21 protein-coding genes are annotated in these 18,174 nt (G+C 53.3%); 11 read left to right on the plus strand and 10 right to left on the minus strand.

The window, feature by feature from the left end; genetic code table 11:
* Positions 1 to 75: 75 nt before the first annotated feature.
* Together gyrA and ABJV08_RS12510 are read left to right on the plus strand one after the other, a co-directional pair.
* A complete protein-coding gene (gene gyrA / locus ABJV08_RS12505; RefSeq protein WP_348037873.1) occupies positions 76 to 2,826 on the plus strand; it encodes a DNA gyrase subunit A in 2,751 nt (916 codons plus the stop codon).
* Positions 2,759 to 3,658: a TauD/TfdA family dioxygenase gene (locus ABJV08_RS12510; protein ID WP_348037871.1), complete on the plus strand. Its 900-nt coding sequence runs from the start codon at positions 2,759 to 2,761 to the stop codon at positions 3,656 to 3,658. The genes gyrA and ABJV08_RS12510 overlap by 68 nt, the downstream gene beginning before the upstream one ends.
* Here ABJV08_RS12510 and ABJV08_RS12515 read toward each other — a convergent pair.
* The gene (locus ABJV08_RS12515; RefSeq protein WP_348037869.1) at positions 3,649 to 4,329 is read right to left on the minus strand and encodes a lysoplasmalogenase family protein; all 681 of its coding nucleotides are present in this window, start codon (positions 4,327 to 4,329) and stop codon (positions 3,649 to 3,651) included. The two genes, ABJV08_RS12510 and ABJV08_RS12515, sit on opposite strands and share 10 nt — an antisense overlap.
* Positions 4,330 to 4,423: 94 nt before the next feature.
* Here ABJV08_RS12515 and trmFO point away from each other — a divergent pair, with 94 nt between their 5' ends.
* Entirely contained in the window at positions 4,424 to 5,776 is a 1,353-nt protein-coding gene (gene trmFO, locus ABJV08_RS12520; RefSeq protein WP_348037867.1) for a methylenetetrahydrofolate--tRNA-(uracil(54)-C(5))-methyltransferase (FADH(2)-oxidizing) TrmFO, read from the plus strand.
* A gap of 9 nt (positions 5,777 to 5,785) precedes the next feature.
* Here the strand turns inward: trmFO and ABJV08_RS12525 are convergent, their stop codons facing one another.
* Together ABJV08_RS12525 and ABJV08_RS12530 are read right to left on the minus strand one after the other, a co-directional pair.
* Entirely contained in the window at positions 5,786 to 6,253 is a 468-nt protein-coding gene (locus ABJV08_RS12525) for a hypothetical protein (protein WP_348037865.1), read from the minus strand.
* A 30-nt stretch (positions 6,254 to 6,283) separates the two neighbouring features.
* A complete protein-coding gene (locus ABJV08_RS12530) occupies positions 6,284 to 6,949 on the minus strand; it encodes a hypothetical protein (RefSeq protein WP_348037863.1) in 666 nt (221 codons plus the stop codon).
* A gap of 132 nt (positions 6,950 to 7,081) precedes the next feature.
* On the opposite strand from ABJV08_RS12530, the gene ABJV08_RS12535 reads away from it, so the two are divergent.
* From ABJV08_RS12535 to ABJV08_RS12545, 3 genes are read left to right on the plus strand one after another with little or no spacing between them, the layout of a single operon-like run.
* Complete coding sequence (locus ABJV08_RS12535; RefSeq protein ID WP_348037861.1) at positions 7,082 to 9,055, plus strand: pilus assembly protein TadG-related protein; 1,974 nt, start codon at positions 7,082 to 7,084, stop codon at positions 9,053 to 9,055.
* Positions 9,052 to 9,657, plus strand: a complete 606-nt coding sequence (locus tag ABJV08_RS12540; protein ID WP_348037859.1) for a TadE/TadG family type IV pilus assembly protein — start codon at positions 9,052 to 9,054, stop codon at positions 9,655 to 9,657. The genes ABJV08_RS12535 and ABJV08_RS12540 overlap by 4 nt, the downstream gene beginning before the upstream one ends.
* 17 nt (positions 9,658 to 9,674) lie before the next feature.
* Entirely contained in the window at positions 9,675 to 10,382 is a 708-nt protein-coding gene (locus tag ABJV08_RS12545) for a TadE family protein (RefSeq protein ID WP_348037857.1), read from the plus strand.
* Positions 10,383 to 10,421: 39 nt separating this feature from the next.
* On the opposite strand, the gene ABJV08_RS12550 is transcribed toward ABJV08_RS12545, so the two are convergent.
* The 5 genes from ABJV08_RS12550 to ABJV08_RS12570 all read right to left on the minus strand — a co-directional run bounded on the left by ABJV08_RS12550 (position 10,422) and on the right by ABJV08_RS12570 (position 14,807).
* The gene (locus ABJV08_RS12550) at positions 10,422 to 11,789 is read right to left on the minus strand and encodes a pyruvate dehydrogenase complex E1 component subunit beta (protein ID WP_348037855.1); all 1,368 of its coding nucleotides are present in this window, start codon (positions 11,787 to 11,789) and stop codon (positions 10,422 to 10,424) included.
* The gene (pdhA, locus tag ABJV08_RS12555; RefSeq protein ID WP_348037853.1) at positions 11,789 to 12,874 is read right to left on the minus strand and encodes a pyruvate dehydrogenase (acetyl-transferring) E1 component subunit alpha; all 1,086 of its coding nucleotides are present in this window, start codon (positions 12,872 to 12,874) and stop codon (positions 11,789 to 11,791) included. Before pdhA ends, ABJV08_RS12550 begins: the two co-directional genes overlap by 1 nt.
* Before the next feature lie 117 nt (positions 12,875 to 12,991).
* On the minus strand, positions 12,992 to 13,303 hold the full coding sequence (locus ABJV08_RS12560) for a septum formation initiator family protein (protein ID WP_348037851.1): 312 nt from the start codon (positions 13,301 to 13,303) through the stop codon (positions 12,992 to 12,994).
* A 98-nt stretch (positions 13,304 to 13,401) separates the two neighbouring features.
* On the minus strand, positions 13,402 to 14,679 hold the full coding sequence (eno, locus tag ABJV08_RS12565; protein WP_348037849.1) for a phosphopyruvate hydratase: 1,278 nt from the start codon (positions 14,677 to 14,679) through the stop codon (positions 13,402 to 13,404).
* Positions 14,676 to 14,807 (minus strand): hypothetical protein, encoded by a 132-nt coding sequence (locus ABJV08_RS12570; RefSeq protein ID WP_348037847.1) that lies wholly within the window; start codon positions 14,805 to 14,807, stop codon positions 14,676 to 14,678. The genes eno and ABJV08_RS12570 overlap by 4 nt, the downstream gene beginning before the upstream one ends.
* A gap of 76 nt (positions 14,808 to 14,883) precedes the next feature.
* Between ABJV08_RS12570 and ABJV08_RS12575 the strand changes: the two genes are divergently transcribed.
* Genes ABJV08_RS12575 through ABJV08_RS12595 form a run of 5 tightly spaced genes read left to right on the plus strand, consistent with a single transcriptional unit; the run spans position 14,884 to position 16,977 of the window.
* On the plus strand, positions 14,884 to 15,432 hold the full coding sequence (locus ABJV08_RS12575) for a hypothetical protein (protein ID WP_348037845.1): 549 nt from the start codon (positions 14,884 to 14,886) through the stop codon (positions 15,430 to 15,432).
* 35 nt (positions 15,433 to 15,467) lie between these two features.
* Positions 15,468 to 15,878 (plus strand): phage holin family protein, encoded by a 411-nt coding sequence (locus ABJV08_RS12580; protein WP_348115305.1) that lies wholly within the window; start codon positions 15,468 to 15,470, stop codon positions 15,876 to 15,878.
* A gap of 8 nt (positions 15,879 to 15,886) precedes the next feature.
* Positions 15,887 to 16,201 carry a hypothetical protein gene (locus ABJV08_RS12585; protein WP_348037841.1) on the plus strand — a complete coding sequence of 105 codons (315 nt, stop codon included), beginning with the start codon at positions 15,887 to 15,889 and terminating at the stop codon, positions 16,199 to 16,201.
* Positions 16,202 to 16,204: 3 nt separating this feature from the next.
* Entirely contained in the window at positions 16,205 to 16,744 is a 540-nt protein-coding gene (locus ABJV08_RS12590; protein WP_348037839.1) for a hypothetical protein, read from the plus strand.
* Positions 16,741 to 16,977, plus strand: coding sequence for a DUF4170 domain-containing protein (locus tag ABJV08_RS12595; RefSeq protein ID WP_348037837.1), 237 nt, complete (start codon positions 16,741 to 16,743; stop codon positions 16,975 to 16,977). Before ABJV08_RS12590 ends, ABJV08_RS12595 begins: the two co-directional genes overlap by 4 nt.
* On the opposite strand, the gene ABJV08_RS12600 is transcribed toward ABJV08_RS12595, so the two are convergent.
* Together ABJV08_RS12600 and greA are read right to left on the minus strand one after the other, a co-directional pair.
* The gene (locus ABJV08_RS12600; RefSeq protein ID WP_348037835.1) at positions 16,974 to 17,609 is read right to left on the minus strand and encodes a rhomboid family intramembrane serine protease; all 636 of its coding nucleotides are present in this window, start codon (positions 17,607 to 17,609) and stop codon (positions 16,974 to 16,976) included. The genes ABJV08_RS12595 and ABJV08_RS12600 overlap by 4 nt on opposite strands.
* An 11-nt stretch (positions 17,610 to 17,620) precedes the next feature.
* Entirely contained in the window at positions 17,621 to 18,094 is a 474-nt protein-coding gene (gene greA, locus ABJV08_RS12605) for a transcription elongation factor GreA (protein ID WP_348037833.1), read from the minus strand.
* Positions 18,095 to 18,174: the final 80 nt, after the last annotated feature.

Consider the following 18,174-nt stretch of genomic DNA (forward strand, 5'->3'; position numbering starts at 1 on the left):
CCCGAAAAGCTGGCTTTTGCTGGCCCGCTCCCCTAGAAGAATCGCCAAGAAAAAACCTATGAAAAAGGCCCGTTTGTGAACGAACAAACCACCCCACCGTCGCCATCGAATATCGAACCGGTAGACATCGTCGATGAGATGAAAACCAGCTATATGGATTATGCCATGTCGGTCATCGTCAGCCGCGCGCTGCCTGATGTGCGCGACGGCTTGAAACCTGTCCATCGGCGCATATTATTTGCCGCTCAAGAAGGCGGAATGGTCGCGGGACGCCCTTATCGAAAATGTGCAAAAATCGTCGGTGACGTGATGGGCAACTATCACCCCCATGGCGACAGCGCGATTTACATGGCTCTGGCCCGGATGACCCAGGACTGGTCCATGCGGGTACCCTTGATCGACGGTCAGGGTAATTTCGGTTCAATGGATCCGGATATGCCCGCGTCCATGCGGTATACAGAGGCGCGGCTGAACAAGGTTGCGAATTTCCTGCTCAACGATCTCGACAAAGATACGGTCGATTTCATTCCCAATTATGACGGCAGTCGGCAAGAACCCAATGTTCTCCCGGCCCGATTCCCCAACCTGTTGGTCAACGGCGCAGGCGGCATCGCGGTCGGCATGGCCACCAATATTCCTCCCCATAATCTGGGAGAGGTTGTCAACGCCAGCCTCGCCTATATCGAAAATCCGGGAATAACGATCGACGAATTGATCGAGATTGTTCCCGGACCGGACTTTCCGACCGCACCGTTGATTTTGGGACAATCCGGCGCCCGCGCGGCCTATAAAGATGGCCGTGGATCGATCATCATGCGCGCGCGTCATGAAATTGAAGAGGGGCGCGGCGACAAACGGTCCATCGTCCTGACATCCATTCCTTTCCAAGTGGGCAAATCCGGCCTGGTCGAAAAAATCGCTGAAGCCGCCAAGGACAAGCGCATCGAGGGTGTTTCCGACATTCGTGATGAATCGAGCCGCGCCGGCGTGCGGGTGGTTATCGAATTGAAACGCGATGCGACGGCCGATGTCGTGCTTAACCAGATTTGGCGCTTCACCCCGGCCCAATCGAGCTTCCCCGCGAACATGCTGGCGATTCGCGGTGGTCGACCGGAAGTGTTGACGCTTCGTGACATCATCGAATCCTTCGTCAAATTCCGCGAAGAGGTGATCACCCGGCGTACGAAATTTGAACTGAACAAAGCCCGCGAGCGCGCCCATATTTTGCTCGGCCTTGTGGTGGCTGTGACCAATATGGATGAAGTTGTCCGCATCATTCGTGGTTCAGCAACCCCTGTCGAGGCACGGGAATCCTTGTTGGCTCGCGAATGGCCCATTGCGGAGATCGCTGCCTATATCCGGCTGGTCGAGGCTACCGAGACAGATATTGAGGGTGACAGCTATAAATTGTCTGCCATCCAGGTGAAGGCGATCCTGGATCTGCGTTTGCAAAAACTGACGGCGCTCGGCCGCGAAGAAATAGGCGACGAGCTGAAGGAACTGGCCGCGGCGATCGAGGAATATCTGGCAATATTGGCGGATCGTGCGAAGCTTTATGCGGTGATGCGTGAAGAGCTTGAAGAAGTGCGCGACGAATATGCAACGCCGCGTCTGTCGGAAATCACCGCTGCATGGGACGGCCTGGAAGACGAAGACCTCATGGAACGGTCCGAAATGGTCGTGACGGTTACCCACGGCGGTTATATCAAGCGGACACCGCTAGACACCTTCCGTGCACAGCGTCGTGGCGGCAAGGGCCGCGCCGGCATGGCCACCAAGGACGAGGACGCGGTCACCGAATTGTTTGTGACGTCGACGCACACTCCGGTCTTGTTCTTCTCTACCCAAGGCAAGGTCTATCGTCTCAAGGTCTGGAAATTGCCGGAAGGCGGGCCACAAACCAAAGGCCGCCCTATGGTCAACCTCCTGCCGCTCGCGGAAGGTGAGACGATTTCCACGGTCCTTCCCTTGCCTGAAGACGAAGCGGAATGGGCTGCGCTCCACGTTATGTTTGCGACAGCCAAAGGCGGCGTCCGGCGGAACAGCATGGACAGCTTCACCAATGTGCCGTCCAATGGCAAATTCGCGATGAAGTTTGACGAAGAGAGCGAAGATCGTCTGATCGGTGTAGAATTGCTCTCCGAAAATGATGACGTTTTGCTCGCAACCAGAAGCGGGAAAGCCATTCGCTTCGCCGGTGACGCAGTGCGCTCCTTCCAGAGCCGCACATCCACAGGTGTTCGCGGCATTGCGCTGAAAGGCGACGACGAAGTGATCTCGCTGTCCGTCTTGCGCGGCTTTGAAGCATCAACCGAAGAGCGCGACCAATATCTCAAGGCCGCTCCCTGGAAAGACAATGAAAATGCATCGGAATTGTCCGCAGAGCGCATGGCTGAATTTTCCGAGAATGAAGATTTCGTTCTGACGGTCTGTGCCAATGGCTATGGCAAGCGCTCCAGTGCTTATGAGTATCGCCAGTCAGGACGCGGTGGCCAAGGCATTCTCAATATCGACAATATCAAACGCAACGGCACCGTTGTTGCCAGCTTCCGGGCAACCGACGACGAGCAAGTGATGTTGGTAACCGACCAAGCCAAGCTGATTCGCATGAAAGTTGCGGATATGCGAGTGATTGGACGGAATAGCTCGGGTGTTAGATTGTTCGACGTCGCCGATGGCGAAAAGGTCGTGGGTGCCGCCAAGATTGATGAAGAAGAAGAGTCCGAAAACGAAGCAGAAGATATGGTCGCGGACGAAAATGGCGAACCAAATGCTGCCGAAGGCGAGGCTTCTCCCCCCGAAGCACCAGAAGGGGAATCTGATTAGGATTACGCCATCCGGACAGGCCTGCGGGGCTCAGGTAACAGGCGTTGACCTGACCAAACCGCTTTCTGACGAAACCGTCGCGGCCATTCGATCCGCTTGGCTTGAACATCATGTCCTGTCCTTTCCGGATCAAGCGATGTCTGACGATGATCTAGAGCGGTTTACCCGCTATTTCGGTGATTTTGGACATGATCCCTTTTTTGACCCGATTGCTGGCCGTGAACATATTGCCGCCATCCGGCGTGATGCCGACGAGAAAAGCCCGCTATTTGCAGAGAATTGGCACAGTGACTGGAGCTTCCAGGCGCATCCACCAGCAGGAACCTGCCTTTTCGGAATCACCATTCCTCCAGTCGGTGGTGATACTTGGTTCGCCAATCAACATGCTGCGCTGGATGCCATGCCCGATGATATGCGAGCTCAATATGAAGGCCTTACGGCGATTCATAGCGCCCAAATGGCTTATGCGCCCGATGGCGCCTATGGCGAAAAGGACGAGGGCCGCAGCATGGCGATCCGTCCCGATGAGTCTGCGCGTGAAATTCAAACACATTCTTTGGTTCGTGAACATCCCGAAACCGGGCGTCCTGGATTGTTTAGCTGCATGGGCTACATCATTGGCTTTCAAGGCATGGAGCAGCAGCAAGCCCTGCCCTTGCTGCAGCAGCTATACGCTTGGCAAAGCCGGGACGAATTTGTCTATCGCCACCAGTGGCAAGCCAATATGCTGACCATGTGGGACAATCGATCGGTCTTGCACTGCGCAACCGGCGGCTATGATGGCCATGATCGGTTGTTACATCGAACAACGATCTCTGCCTATCAGGCGTGAACCGGGTCAGCACTATCGGCAGCCATTTCATGCCGTAACGTGCCAACAATGCCCGTCACGATCATGAACTGACCAAAATAATATAGCGGCCAGACCAGCAGCTCCGGAATGATGCTCGTTTCCAATGGCCCCATTCGAGCGAAGATCAGAAAATCCGAGATCAGAAACAATATCGCCCCCAATCCCACCTGATAGCGAGAGAAACGGCTGGTCCATGCCATGGCAGCCATCGCCGATATGGAAAGGCAATAGAGACTCACAAGCACAGCGTCTGACCTATCAGACGGCAATGTCCAGGCGATCAACATGGACAAAGGCACCAAAAGGATCGCGAACATCTTCTGACTGAAGGCAAGTTTATGGCGTCGAAAGCGGGAAAAGAAAAGGATCGCTAGCAGATTGCCGGCCATGAATGCAGCGGCGCCCAGCATCAGATCATATTCCAGAACCATATCCCCGATCGCGCCCAACGCCATGATCGCGCCGACAATCTTGCCATCTAGCCGGTGTAGGCGAACCAACGCATAAATTGCCAGAAATCCAACACCAGCGCCTTTCCAAGCCATCAGATAAAGGCCAGGAATATTACTGTCTTTGACGAAGAAATAGCTGATACCGAACAATAGGCTCAGCAACAAAAATGGTCTGGATTCAGCAAATGCACTTTTCATTGGAATAAACCTGTCCTCTTTTTTCCGCTTCTATCATGCAACCCACACGACTGCCAGATTGACATTATAGCCTTACCACAACACTAAGGCGCGCATGACAGATGTACATATTATTGGCGGCGGACTCGCCGGTTCAGAAGCGGCATGGCAATTGGCGGAACAGGGTGTAAAAGTACGCCTTTCCGAGATGCGGGGCAGCGGCGACATGACGCCCGCGCACCAAACAGATGGTTTGGCGGAACTCGTTTGCTCGAACAGTTTCCGGTCGGATGATGCCGATCAAAATGCCGTCGGTCTTTTGCATCAAGAAATGCGCCGCCTAAATTCGATCATCATCGGCGAAGGCGACCAGCACCGGCTACCCGCGGGCTCTGCCCTCGCCGTCGACCGCGATCATTTCTCCGATGGCGTGACAAAACGACTGAGCGAACATCCCAATATCGAGATTGTGCGTGAACGGATCGATACATTGCCTGAAAACGGACTGACCATTGTTGCGACCGGTCCCCTCACCGCAATGTCCCTCGCCGAGAGCATTGGCGTAGCGACCGGTGAAGACTCTCTTGCCTTTTTCGACGCCATCGCGCCGATTGTCTATAAAGAGAGCATCAACATGGACATCGCCTGGATGCAGTCGCGCTGGGACAAGGTGGGACCGGAAGGTGATGGCAAAGATTATATCAACTGCCCGATGGACCACGATCAATATGTAACCTTCATCCAAGGCCTGCTGGATGGCGAGAAAACCGACTTCAAGGAATGGGAAAAAAACACACCCTATTTTGAAGGCTGTATGCCGATTGAAGTCATGGCGTCACGTGGGCCGGAAACCTTGCGTTTCGGACCTATGAAGCCGGTAGGCCTGACCAATGCGCACACCGGCGAAAGCGCTTATGCCGTCGTGCAATTGCGACAGGATAATGCGCTGGGCACGCTTTGGAATATGGTCGGGTTCCAGACCAAATTGAAATATGGCGCGCAAGCCGACCTCCTTAAATCAATCCCTGGCCTTGAGAACGCAGAGTTTGCGCGCATGGGCGGCCTCCACCGGAACACATTCATCAACGCACCGAAATTACTCGACAAAGAAATGCGCCTCAAGAAAGCGCCCCATATTCGCTTTGCTGGTCAGATAACCGGCTGCGAAGGCTATGTCGAAAGCGCAGCGGTCGGATTGATGGTCGGTCGGATGGTTGCCGCTGAAGTCAAAGGGGAAGCCTTCGCCCTGCCCCCGGAAACCACCGCCTTTGGCGCCTTGCTTTCCCATATAACCGGCGGTGCAGATGCCCGGGACTATCAGCCAATGAACGTCAATTTCGGCCTTTTCCCGCCGTTTGAACAGCGCATCAAAAAGAAAGAACGCAAAGCCGCCTACACTGCGCGTGCGCGGGAAGATTTCTCACAATGGCTGCTACCCCTTTCCGAACAAGGTCTGCAACTCGCCTAGCACCTGTTTCTAGCATTTGCAGCGCGGGGTCGATCGTTTGGGCCTTGTGGTCCGAAATTCGGTGCGGGTCAGTTGAAGGTTGCCATCCCTGTCCGCGCCGGCGAAACGGTCACTGGTTGCGATGGCCCATTCCTCGAACGAAAGAAGATTATTACCATCCTTGTCGAGTTTCCGAAAGGAATCGGTGCGGCTGCTCATCATCTCCAGACGCGTAATGACCTCATCACGATCGCGATCATAGCGGTTAAAGCGCATTTCCTCACGCGAGGCTTTATAGGCTTTGGGTGGCGTTGGAGGTGCTAACCCAAATGCTTCCGCGTCAGACTCCGCCTCAGGCAGAGTTTCCAGCGGAGCCTGCTTCGGCGGTGGCGGTGCTTCGGGTATGGGGACATCTTGACCCTGCGCGCCGATCCAGATGAACAGGCCAGCGGTCAGCATCAACATCATACCGGCAGCACCGGCTGCAAATTTCTTCATAACGGAACCCGCGCATTGGCGGCTGACGGTCTAGCGTCCAGCGATACCGTGCCACATAATCTGCGCGGCACTCGCCGGGCTATAGAGATCGGCAGCCAGTTGACCTTTTCTAGCATCACGGGCCATCAGTTTGCAGAGGATTGAGAGCGGCCGACCGCTTCTGTCAAAACTCGCCTTTGGCTGCGATTGCAGGATTTTCTGACAACGCTCGAAAGCAGACCGCCGCATAGCTGCATCTGAACAATGGCGGGCAAAGTCCCACAGAGCCCAGGCCCGGGCTTGTTCAGCCTCAGCTTCGGTCATTGACCGCGCCAACCCGGTTTCGAATAAGCCGCCCCCGCGAGACGCCGCATAATTGTCAAACTCGCGATCCTCCCACGGAAAATCATCTAGCAGAACTTCCCAGCCATCAAGCAGAGTCAGAAGCGGAGCGAAGCTCTCGCCCTTTGCCTCCAGCAGGTTGATCTGCTCGATCAACGGTTCGCCGGACGGCCTTTCAGTTGCAGGTTTGGTTAAGACATCGCGCCACCAGGTTAACCGGATCTGTCCAATCAATATTTCCGACGTAGAGCGCAATATCTCTGCGAAGCGGGAATCAAGTGCAAAAAGCAGCGCAAAACGGCTGCGGTCGCTAGGTTTAGCATAAGCTACAATCAATCGTTGCAGCGGTTCCAGCTCTTGCAAAGCATCACTCATGCTGCTGCGGTCGCTAGTTTCCCGCGGAAAATCAAGGTAAACTTCACCTTAACCATTCCTGTTGGGCCAGCCCTAACCCTTTTCTCCGTATTCGGCACATTCGAATTGGGTAATTTCAGGGGGCCGAAGCATATGCTTGGCAAACGAGTCGAAAAATCAGCACGCACCCTTCTAGGGGCATTACGGTCGGATACGGCCGGTAACGTCTATGCTATGGCGGCAGCGGCAATGTTCCCAATCGCCGGTGTGATTGGCGGCGGGGTCGATATTGGCCGAGCCTATATGGCACAAGCTCGTTTGCAACAGGCTTGTGATGCCGGCGCGCTGGCTGGCCGTCGCTCGATGTCAGGGGCATTCATGTCTACTGCCGATGCAGTGGAAGCCCGGAAATTCTTCGATTTCAACTTTCCAGCCGGCTCTTTTGATACAGACCCATTTGCTTCGGTGAATGGCAATGCCAATCCACGGTTCGTGGATGGCCCAGGCGACAAGACGGTAAACGGCTATGTCGAAACCACCTTGAACACCTCGATCATGAAGATTTTCGGTTATAAGAAAATGACGCTGAAGGCCGATTGCACCAGTCGCCTCGACATTGGTAATGTCGATGTGATGATGGTGCTCGATGTTACCGGATCGATGGATCGCAAACCGAACGGATATAGCACCAGCAACCAGTCCGAGAAGAAAATCACCGGCCTAAAAGACGCCGTGGAAGATTTTTATGACATTCTCGGCAGCGGTGGTGGCGCCCAAGGTAGCCAGATCCGCTATGGCTTCATGCCCTATAACGCCATGATCAATGTCGGTGAGACCTTATATGATGAAAATCCATCATGGCTCGTCGGCGGCGTTGGTACGGCTGAAGAGGATGAATGGAACTACCAGACGCGGCGCGCTCACTGGCAGATTCCCGGGACCGGTTTGACAACCACTTATGAACAGATAAACGTTGCCGGTGCTAGCGGCAATGATCGCTGGGCGTGTGAAAACAAATTTGGTAAGAATCAGTCCACTCCGCCACTTTGGAACCCAAGCGACGATGGTTACGGCTCCGGCACACCATTGACCCAAAATGGCTATTATTACGAGTTCAGCTATTACAGCTACCGCCGGAGAAGCCGGAATAACAAAGAGTGCATACGCCAAGTGGACCGCTATGATTCACCTCCGGTAAAATCTACCGAATGGCAGCCGGGTGCCGTGTTTGATTTCTGGGAATATGACGAGTTCGATCATGATGTATCGGCCTATGTCGAATCGATCAAATCGAGCAATCCAGCAGCAGTGCGTCCTACACTTTATAACAATCCGTCAGATGATACTGATGGACCAAGTGATCGCTGGAATGGGTGTATCGAAGAGCGCGACACCTATCAGGATATTATTTCTACGACCAATGCGATTCCGGCAAACGCATATGATCTTGATATTGACCTGTTGCCAACCAACAAGGCTACCCGCTGGCGGCCATATTGGGACGACGTACAATATTCTCGAAGTGGAGGTGGCTTAAGCTCCTCCTCATGTCCTGCTGAAGGAAGAAAGCTGGCCGAATATGCCAGTTACGATTCCGACCCTGGGCTCGATTCCACCGGGAGCACGATATATTCAGGAAATCTGGAAAGCTATATCAATGGACTTAGCCCGAATGGATATACCAACCATACTATCGGTATGACTTGGGGAGCGCGATTCCTGTCGCCAACCGGTTTGTTCGCTACGGAAAACTCAACTTCCAAGAACGGATTCAATATCTCTCGGCACCTGATATTCATGACGGATGGCGATTTGAACGTAAATCCCGACATTTATAATATTTACGGATTTAACGAACTGGACGGACGCCTCGGGCCGACAAATATCAATAAAACTGAGTATATGGCTCGCCAAGCTCAACGCTTCCAGTTGATGTGCAGCGCGGTCAAGGCACAAGGCATAACCGTCTGGGTCATTCAGTTCACCAATAGCTCGACCATCCAATCGCATCTATTGAGCTGCGCCACCAGTTCGAGCCATGCCGCCGCTGCGACCAGCAACACTGCGCTTCAAAGTGCATTTGGCGATATTGCGAAAACCATTGGCGGACTGAGGTTGTCGAAATGATCAAGAGACTGCTGAAAAAACGTCGCATTCTTGAGGATCAAAGCGGCGCGACATTGATGGAATTCGGGCTCGTCGCCGCGCCGTTTTTCCTGATGCTGCTTGGCATCATGGATCTCGGTTATCGCGGTTATGTCGATACCGTATCCAAGTCCGTTTTGCACAAGGTTGCGCGCGATGCTTCTACCGGCGAAATGACGGTTGCCGAAATTGAGCAGGCTGTGACCGACGGCCTGGATACACTTATACTGAAAAATGCGTCGATCGATGTTACCACCCAGAGCTATTTCGATTTTACCAATATTGGGAAACCGGAAAAGCTGACAACTGACGTGAACGGCAATGGCACCGTTGATCCGGGTGATTGCTTTATCGATAACAATGGCAATGATATTTTTGATACCGACTATGGCATCGCGGGCACTGGTGGCCCTGATGATATCGTGAGTTATAAAATAGATGTAAACTCGCCGCGCCTATTCCCACTCGCATCGATGATCGGCCTGAGCGACACGATGACCGTCTCAAACAGTACAGCGGTTCGCAACCAACCGTTTGGTGCACAAGTTGATCTGGTCGAAACATGCGTTTCGACACTGGATTAGAACAGGGCTAATTGGACATGGAAAAAGCATCAAAAAAGAGCAGATCCAAATGGATCGACCGGTTCAAGACATTGCCCATTGTCGAGGACACAAGTGGTCTCGCGATTCTTGAATTTGCCTTTACCGCTCCGATCATGCTTCTTGTTGGCATGGGAGGCATGGAGACGGCCAATCTTGCCGTTGCCCATCTGCAGGTCAGCCAGATAGCCATGCTCGTCGCGGATAACGCGTCTCGGGCCCGTGAATCCATCGACGAAGCCGATATTCGTGAAATTTTTACCGGCGCAGACCTTACCGGTAACGCGATCGATTTCTCGCCAAACGCACGGATCATTCTCTCCAGCCTCGAGCATAATGGACAATCCGGGTCCAGTGAAGGTCAGTGGATACGTTGGCAGCGCTGCTATGGTGGCAACACCAATTTCACATCTTCCTACGGCGATGAAGGCGATGGGCAAAATAATTCCAGCCTTGCGGCAGGAATCGGCCCCAGTGGCAAGAAAATTTCGGCATCCGGATCGACCGCCATCAACTTTGCTGAGGTCATTTATGACTATCGGCCGCTCGTCTCCGACAAGTTTTTCGGAAACACTATCATCCGCTACGAAAGCGCATTTGTGGCGCGTGAGCGCGACGACCATGTTCTGAAAAACGGCAGTGCCATCCCGACATCGCAACAGTGGCGCTGCAATGTCTATGCGACAATCGATAATCCGCCCAGCTAAGCGCCCGAGCAGATTCTTTCGGATCAGCCCATATAAAAGCTAACGATAACAGACTTTCTTTACGGCAGTGACGATCCGTGCGCTGTCGACCAGTGCTGCTTTTTCCAGATTGGCTGCATATGGCAAAGGCACATCTTCGTTGGTCACACGCATCACCGGTGCGTCTAGATCATCAAAGCCTTGTTCCATGCACAAAGCCAAAATTTCGCTCGAAATCGAACAAGCCGGCCAACCTTCTTCGACAACAACCATCCGGTTTGTTTTCGCAAGACTCTTCAAAACGGTTTCCGTGTCAAGCGGCCGCAATGTCCGTAAATCAATGACCTCCGCATCAATGTCTTCGCTAGCCAGGCTGTCCGCTGCCTCGAGCGCCATACCGACGCCAATAGAATAGCTGACAATCGTCACATCGCTGCCTTCGCGCATGATCCGCGCTTTGCCGATAGGAAGCGTATAGTCATCCAGTTCCGGAACATCGAATGACCGCCCGTAAAGCAGTTCATTTTCCAGAAAAACAACTGGATCCGGGGTCTGGATCGCTGCTTTCAAAAGGCCTTTGGCATCGGCCGCATCATAGGGAGCAATCACGATCAGGCCGGGAACACTTGCGTACCAAGGGCCATAGTTCTGGCTATGTTGAGCGCCCACACGCGATGCGGCCCCATTGGGGCCACGAAATACAATCGGGCAACGCATCTGGCCGCCGGACATATAGTTGGTTTTCGCGGCTGAATTGATGATCTGGTCAATCGCCTGCATGGCGAAGTTGAAGGTCATAAATTCGACAATCGGTTTCAGTCCACCCATCGCAGCACCAGCGCCAATGCCGGCAAAACCATGTTCTGTAATCGGCGTATCGATCACCCGTTTCGCACCGAACTCATCAAGCAAACCTTGGGTAACCTTGTACGCGCCTTGATATTCGGCAACTTCTTCGCCCATGACAAAAACGGTTTCGTCTTTGCGCATTTCTTCTGCCATTGCGTCGCGCAAGGCTTCGCGGACAGTCAATGAGCCCATTTCTGTTCCAGACGGTACAGACGGATCATCGGCTCTTGAGATCGCGACCGGCGGCGTGGCTTCAACAACCTCGGGCTGTGGTTCTGCTACCGGCTCTGGCGCTGCGTCCGCCTTCGTTTCGCTAGATTCCTGACTGGCATCTTCATCTTCCCCGACCATTTCGGCGATGACCGTGCCAACCGCAACTTCATCGGTTCCTGCTGCCACTAGAAGTTTTGTGATCACGCCTTCGTCAATCGCTTCAAATTCCATCGTTGCCTTGTCGGTTTCAATCTCGGCCAGGATGTCGCCGGAACTGACCTCATCACCTTCTTTGACGAACCATTTGGCCAAGGTGCCTTCTTCCATGGTGGGAGACAGAGCGGGCATTTTCAGTTCGATTGCCATCAATATTGCTCCACCAAAATGTTGGTATAGAGTTCGGACAGTTCCGGTTCCGGGGATTCCTCGGCAAAGTCTGCCGCTTCCATGACCGTCTTACGGACCTTTTTATCCAACGCTTTCAATTCTTCTTCTTTCACGCCTTTTTCCAGCAAAGCCGCTTTCAGCCGTTCAATCGGATCGGATTTTTCGCGCACATCCTGAACTTCGTCCCGACTACGATATTTGGCGGGGTCGGACATGGAATGGCCGCGATAGCGATAGGTTTTGAGTTCCATCAACACTGGTCCGCCACCGCCACGGACATCTTTCAAGACTTCTTCTACAGCCCCACGAACAGCTAGGACGTCCATACCGTCTACCTGAACGCCAGGAATGCGAAAGCTTTCTCCACGACGATAAAGTTGATCTTCGGCAGAAGAGCGATTGACGCTCGTGCCCATGGCATATTGGTTGTTCTCGATAACAAAAATCACCGGCAACTGCCAAAGCTCGGCCATGTTGAAGCTCTCGTACACTTGCCCTTGGTTGGAAGCACCATCGCCAAAATAGGCCAGGCAGACACCACCGTCTTCCTTATACTTATGCGCAAAGGCCAAACCGGTGCCCAGCGAAACTTGCGCGCCGACAATGCCATGGCCGCCGTAAAAGCCATGTTCGACCGAGAACATGTGCATAGAGCCGCCCTTGCCCTTCGAAATGCCCGAAGCGCGGCCGGTTAGCTCTGCCATGACGATATTCGGGTCAATCCCGCAGGCCAGCATGTGGCCATGATCCCGGTAGCCAGTGATGACACTGTCCTTACCCGGGCTGATTGCAGACTGAAGGCCGGTCACAACCGCTTCTTGCCCGATGTAAAGATGACAAAACCCGCCAATCAAACCGAGGCCATATAGCTGACCAGCTTTTTCCTCGAAACGCCGTATGAGCAGCATCTGCTCATAGAAGTCCATCATCTCAGCCTTCGTGGCGCTGTAAACGGGAGCGGTAAATTCGCCGGTGCTGTTTACGACGGACTTGGCTTTGGCCGGTGCCCGTTTGGGCGCAGCTGTTTTTTTGGCTGGGGTGGTTTTCCGGGGAGATTTTGCCACGCGAGCGGGATCCTTTTTCTGACTAGCAAATAGCATAGCCAAAACTGGCTCGTTACCCAAGCACTTAGAAGCGTTGACAGACTAAAACTTGTGATTTTGCTGTAATATAGCCAATCACTATTTCAACGGAACGATAATCTCGTCCGGATGAACGACATTCACCTTCTTGCGCAGCAGTTCACCAATCAAATCCGGATCAGCGCCTTTTGGATCAAGCAGCAACACTCGGTTTTTCAATGAATCACGCTCGGTTTTCAACTGAGCCAGCTCAAGCCCGCGAGTTTCCAGCTGTGCTTGATAGTCTCCCCAAGCCAAAATGCCTGTCGGTCCGAGCACGGCATAGCCAGCGATCGCAAGCAGAGTCATCACTGCGAATCCGGGCCCAAGAGCCGCTTTGATCAAACCAGAAATTTTTTCGCGTTGCGCCATAGACCAGCCTTGAATCAGAAAAGTGATTCGCTGGCAAGCGCCTTAACGAATATTTTGAGCGATTGGCGACCAAGCGACTCAAAACAAAGAGGAATAGATTATGCGTTAAAAATGGAACGCCCTGCATAGCGCGCAACATTGCCCAATTCTTCTTCGATCCGGATCAACTGATTATATTTCGCTAAGCGATCCGAGCGGGCCAAACTACCGGTTTTGATCTGGCCGCAATTGGTCGCGACCGCCAGATCCGCAATCGTCGAATCTTCGGTCTCGCCGGACCGGTGTGACATCACCGCGGTATAAGATGCATTATGCGCCATCCGCACTGCCGCCAATGTTTCCGAAAGCGTTCCGATCTGGTTGACCTTCACCAGCAGGGAATTGGCCAGACCATCCGTGATGCCCATAGAGAGGCGCTCGGGATTGGTTACAAAAAGATCGTCGCCTACCAATTGGACCGTGTCACCAACCGCATCGGTAATCAGCTTCCAGCCTTCGAAATCGTCTTCCGACATGCCGTCCTCAATCGATTTGATGGGATAATCACGGCAAAGGGCGGCCAGATAGTCTGACATTTCCGCCGGGCTGAGCACCTTGTTTTCGCCAGAGATATGATATTTCCCATCGTGAAAAAACTCGGTCGCCGCACAATCCAGAGCAAGAACCACTTCGTCGCCAATTTTAAATCCGGCCTTTTCAACAGACGCCATGATGAAGTCGAGCGCTTCGCGGGTGGAACCCAGGTTGGGCGCAAAACCGCCCTCATCACCAACCGCTGTTGCCAAGCCTTTTTCCGACAGACCCTTTTTCAATGTGTGGAAGATTTCAGAACCCCAACGAACGGCCTCCGCAAGACTGTCCGCGCCAACCGGCATTACCATGAATTCCTGAAAATCAATCGGGTTGTCAGCATGTTCACCGCCGTTGATGATGTTCATCATCGGCACTGGAAGGACATGAGCGGAAACCCCACCAACATATCGATAGAGCGGCAAACCGCGGGCGTCCGCTGCTGCTTTGGCCGCTGCCAGGCTAACACCCAAAATCGCATTGGCGCCCAATTTTGCTTTATTGGGTGTACCATCAAGGGCAATCATGACGGCATCGAGCTCTTCTTGATCCTCCGCATCGAAATCAATTAGCGCGTCTTTAATATCACCGTTGACGGCATCAATCGCCTTAAGAACGCCTTTGCCCAGATATTTGCTCTTGTCGCCATCGCGCAATTCAACCGCTTCATAGGCGCCCGTTGATGCACCGGATGGAACCGCAGCCCGACCGAAGCTGCCATCCTCAAGCAATATATCGACTTCAACAGTAGGGTTGCCACGACTGTCCAGAATTTGACGGGCATGAAGGTCGATTATTGCGGTCATGATGATGCTCCGGTTGAAGTAAATTTGTTGGCAACGCCCTTATCGCGATGACCGGCTTCTTGCAATCCATTGAACTGCTTTTTCGTTGCTTTTCCCCTTGATTTCAAAGCAAATGATACCATTTCCATATATGGGAACTGCAAATCGATAGCTTTCGGTTTGCGGAATATTGGCAAGGGGCAATTTGAAGAAGGACGATTGAACATGGCAGAAGTCAAAAAGACGGCTGGAAAGACGACAAAAACCGCGGCAAAAAAACCTGCAGCGAAAAAGCCCGCCGCGAAGAAAGCCGCTCCCCGAAAAGCCGCTCCCAAAAAAGACACATCCGAAACGCGCACAACAAAGGCCCGGAAAGCGGCTCCTTTGAAAGCTGCGGCGACCAAAGCAGCCGCGAGCAGCGCCGAAACGACCAGTGATTTCAAGGAACGCGCGCTGTCAAAAGCCAAATCAGCAGCGACACAGGGCAAGGACCGGACCGGCGATGCGATCGAGAACCTCAGCCAAATGATCGAGGATAGCGCCAAGACCATCGACGAAAATGTCGGCCAACAATATGGGGATTATGCCCGTTCGGCAGCCGATGCGGTCTCGTCATTTGCGGAAAAGCTCAATTCCAAAGAAGTGGACGACATGGTTGAAGACGCGCGCGGCTATGTTCGCAAAAGCCCTGCCGTTGCAATCGGTGCCGCCGCTGTCGTAGGTTTTCTAATCTCTCGTCTGATCAAATCAGGGATGGATGATCGCGACGCATGAGTGTAGCATGCCGCCACCATATTTGCGGGTGACGAATGCCACAGGACAAGGAAACTCCAGTTTTGGATGACGAGCGTCTTCCCGAAGACATGACCGCCCCTGTTGCGGACGAAACAGACGCCAAGTCTCTATCATCCGAGGTTTCCGGTCTGATCGAGGACGTGCGAGTTCTTGCTCATGCCGAAGTCGAATATTATCGCACCAAATTGACGGTCAATATGGCAGCCACAAAACGCCTTTTGACGCTCTTTGCTGTTGCGATCATATTCGGAACCATGGCGATCATCGCGTTGATTTTGGGCGCCTTGCTTGTCTTGTCGGACTATTTTGGTCCTTTGGCAGCAACCGGCATCGTGACGGGTTCAGCGTTGTTGATTGCCACGGTGATGATGGGCATGGCGATTAAACGGGCTAGAAAACTACCGTTGGATGAAAATGATGCGTGAGAATGATAATGCCGAAAAATAATGACGATATATTCAGCCTGCGCGACCTGGCGATGGAACGGGATCAGGCGAGAGACATTTTGAAAAAAGACACGGCGGCGACCAAAGAACGGTTGAAGCCTTCCAATCTGGTGGCAGAGGCCAAGAACCAGGCCGCTGGACGGGTTAAGAAAGCCGGAACCAGCGCGCTCAATGGGATCAAGGCCAATCCGGGCATTACCGCAACCGTCGCGGCAACCGCGACTTTGATCGCAATGCGCAAACCCATTGCCAAGCTGATCGCCAAACGCAAGCTATCCGAGCCAGACAATATCGAGGAATAGATGATGAATAAATTGACCGATAACATAGACAAAGCCCGCGCAGCATCCCGGGAACGGCTTGAAACGGCGAAAGAAATTGCCAGCGATGGCTCTGTCGCTGCGCGTGAAAAAATGTCCGAAAGCAAAGCGCGCGCCGCTGCATTGCTTGGAGAAGGACGCGAGAAAGCAGCGGTCAGCGTGGCAGCAACCAAAGATGCCGCGAAAAAAGCGGTGGCAAAGTCCGAAGAGACGATTTCCAGTAGCCCGCTCGCAATTGTTGCTGGTGGCGCCGCCTTGGGCGTTTTGATTGGCGCGTTGCTGCCAAAGAGCAAAGCTGAAACAAAATTGGTCGGCGGCGCGGGTCGCAAAATCAACGAAACCGCGAAAACAGCTTATGAAGCGGCCAAGGATGCAAGCCGCGATCAGGTCAATGAAATGGGTCTGAACAACGACAATATGCGCGCACAGTTCAAAGATCTGTTTGGCAAAGCCATCGAGGCTGCTAAGACCGCGATGGTCGCAGCACAAGATGCGGTAAAAGAAGAGAATCAGGGCAAAAAATGAGCGAATCACGCAGCAAAATTCATCTGGTCATGGGCGGACGGGTCAAGGATCCACGCGGGCTGGAATTTGAAAATCTAGACCAGATCGACCTCGTCGGTGTCTATCCCGATTACGAGGAAGCCGAAGAAGCATGGCGCTCAAAAGCCCAGCAGACGGTTGATGATGCCGAGATGAAATATGTGGTCGTTCACATGCACAAGCTGCTCGAACCGGATCTGCCGGAAGACGCTTAAGCGCTTCTGAAACGCCACCCCAGCAGCGGTCTGGTCAATATCAGGCCCGCCACAAATCCGCCAATATGCGCGTAGATTGCAATGCCTTGCAGGTTGCCGCTTGTCGCGAATCCGACCAAAAGCTGGATCCCGATCCACGCCAGGGTCAGCCAGACGATACGGATAACATAGCCCGGGATCGGCCCAATCGGGTCGATCTTGTTGCGCGCAAATAGCAGAGCATAAGCCCCCAATATCGCAGAGATAGCGCCACTTGCCCCGATCATCGGCACCATCGAGCTGCTATCGACAACGGTTTCGGCTAGCGCAGCGGCATAAGCGCCAATCACGTATAGGACCGCCATGAGCTGCGGCCCCAGTGCCTGTTCAACATAACGGCCACAGAATAGAAGCATGAACATATTGAAGCTGATGTGCAGGATTCCGCTGTGCAGAAAGGCTGAAGACATGGGCGTCAACCAGGCCGGAACAAGCCACCCATATTCCGCTAAATCCAGAGGTTCACCGCTCAACCGGATCGGGAACATCCCGCCGCGCAACAATGCTTCCTGATCCCAGCCAAAAATCCAGACCACAAGGAAGATCACGACATTGGCAATGATCAGTCCGTTGGTCAGTTTTCCCGCCGGCATGTGCATCGGGTTTAGATAAACTCGATCTTGTCGAGCAGGAAATATTTGTCGCCTGCCGGGACGGTCACTTCAATTTCTTCGCCAACGCTACGACCGATCAAAGCCCGGCCAATTGGCGAATTGTAACTGATCATACCCGCCTTGGCATCGGCTTCTGCCTGACCAACCAATTGATATTTCACCGGCTTGTCATCTTCATCGAGCAAGGTCAGCGTCGCACCGAACACAGCCTTGTCGCCCGACAAGGTCGTCGGATCGATGACTTGGGCGCGGGACAGCTTGTCCTCAAGATCACCAATAGTGGCTTCCACCTGCCCCTGACGTTCTTTCGCCGCATGATATTCAGCGTTTTCCGACAGATCACCATGCGCTCGCGCGGTTTCAATAGCGTCGACAATGATCGGACGCTCTTCTTTGAGCGCCTTCAATTCGGCTTCCATTTTTACATGGCCCTCGACGAGCATTGGTACTTTTTCTACAGCCATTTTTTGGCCTTTCCTTACTGATACGCCGCCGATTTCAGCCGTGCAGCGTCAAAAACAGTTTTCCGGCGCGCCCCGTGATG

This window comes from Parasphingorhabdus sp., assembly GCF_039982395.1.
GTDB lineage: Bacteria > Pseudomonadota > Alphaproteobacteria > Sphingomonadales > Sphingomonadaceae > Parasphingorhabdus.